We start from the raw sequence: 1,784 nt of genomic DNA on the forward strand, positions 1-1,784 counted from the left end.
GATATCACGGTTAATGAATGGGGTCCTAACTGGGGTGACTCATCGAGCCGAATCGTAGATGGCACATTGGATGGTAGTCCTGCAAAAGTGATGAATGTTGGAGCTGGTCAAGTATTTGCCGGCATTGATTTCTCATCAGCCGCATTTGATGCGACAAGTTTTACTACTTTCAATATGCAATACAAAGTGGATTCTTTGTTAGCAGGGCAAGTGGTAAATATTAAGTTGTCTAATCATTCCGGTGGTGCAGGTGAAACGAGTGCGATTCAATACACAAGTACGCCTACAAGTGAAGATGTCGTTACGCTTGCTATTCCTTTGAGCGACTTTACAAGTGCAAGTGCAAATGGTGATTTATCACGAAATGCGATAGCACAAATTGTAATCACTGCTTCAAGAGCTGATGGGAATGAGTCTGTGGATGTGTATTTGGATAACATATACTTCAGCAAGTAATAAATTTGTTTAAGTAAGTTAATCTAGCTACAAAATAAAAGGGAGCCAATTGGCTCCCTTTTTGATTTTGTTTAATTGTCCCTTGTTTATTTTAAGTCATGGTTTGATTGGTTTTTAGAACAAGGTGAAAGCTGAGATGAAGGTGTTTATTGGTGGTGTATTATGTGTAAGTTGAAAGGTCGAAGTGTTCGGCGGTATTTTATGTTGTTCACAAACGTTCTGCGTAGATGTTTTCATACAGTAATCGTTAATTATCTCAGGTGAAATATTGTCCATATTGTGACTATTTTGCTTACGAATTATGGTGAATTAAACTGTTTTATTGTTGTTATTAAAGCCGATACAGGTGTGTAAACCATTTTCATTGTAATTTCGAGGAGAAGTTGGCTGTAATAATAAGGAAAAGGAATGAAGTTTATAAAGCAAGGAAGTGCGATAGCGCTTGGTTTCGTTATCTCGGCTTGTGGCGGCGGCGGGGGAAGTAGCGATAGCGGAGGCACGGGCGCGGAAGGCGCGTCACTTTCAAACGCCTCATCGTGTTATAACCCTCAACGTGGTCAAGTGGGCACCACAGTGACTTATGATTATGCTATTCGATCAGTCAGCACGCTACCCTCTGAAGAAGAAAAGAGCTTAGATGACGCGGAATGGGGTTATTATGGTTATCATATAATAAATGAGAGTATCGTTTCTTATTCTGGTAATGACGGTGTTATTCAGTCGTTATCACTTTATCGTTATTTTGACGGCGATGGTAATTTTACGTCTCAAGAAGAAGATGGTTTTTACGAATACACGCAATATGATGATGACGAGAAATCAAAAACACACTTTGGATATAAAGAAGAAATTGGAAGTAGTACCTATGAGGAGCAATACTTGCCATCAGGATGGAAAATGAGTTATGACGTCGATGAAGGCAACGAAATTAGCTTGGATAGCATCACGGCAAGATATTTCATCGATGGTGTAGGACAAAGGGACACCACTGTGGATGTTGCGACGAAATTTATAGGTAAGGAATCAATCACTCTTAATGGTACCGTTTATAAAACCTGTAAGTTCGAAGAAAAAACGGTCACTACGGCACCTGACTTTACGTCAGAGGCTACCTATGTTTCTTATGTAGGTGAGGGAAATGGAATAACCTTGATGTCTACTCGATTTAGAGAGTGGGAAGATGGTGAAACTTATCGATCTGTTCGACAAATAACCAGCGCTTCCATAAATGGTGAGCCGATTTAACAGCTGCTCACTGTGACGAAAGCGCCTTAAAGGCGCTTTTTTAGTTAGTGGTTTTATGCAATTGCTGGGACCAATTCTGGGAC

Annotated in this window: 2 protein-coding genes; both read left to right on the plus strand. The window is 40.2% G+C overall.

What is annotated here, in order from left to right; all coding sequences use genetic code 11:
* The coding region (locus tag LRP50_RS25160; protein WP_274167135.1) for a hypothetical protein at nucleotides 1-456 on the plus strand (456 nt) is incomplete at its 5' end.
* A gap of 408 nt (nucleotides 457-864) precedes the next feature.
* The gene (locus LRP50_RS25165; RefSeq protein ID WP_274167136.1) at nucleotides 865-1,701 is read left to right on the plus strand and encodes a hypothetical protein; all 837 of its coding nucleotides are present in this window, start codon (nucleotides 865-867) and stop codon (nucleotides 1,699-1,701) included.
* Nucleotides 1,702-1,784: the final 83 nt, after the last annotated feature.

This window comes from Enterovibrio gelatinilyticus (genome assembly GCF_028683095.1).
GTDB classification, from domain to species: Bacteria; Pseudomonadota; Gammaproteobacteria; order Enterobacterales; family Vibrionaceae; genus Enterovibrio; species Enterovibrio gelatinilyticus.

What these genes read in the sequence shown, in the direction of transcription:
- LRP50_RS25165 (WP_274167136.1), top strand. Translation starts at nt 865, where the DNA reads ATGAAGTTTATAAAGCAAGGAAGTGCGATAGCGCTTGGTTTCGTTATC.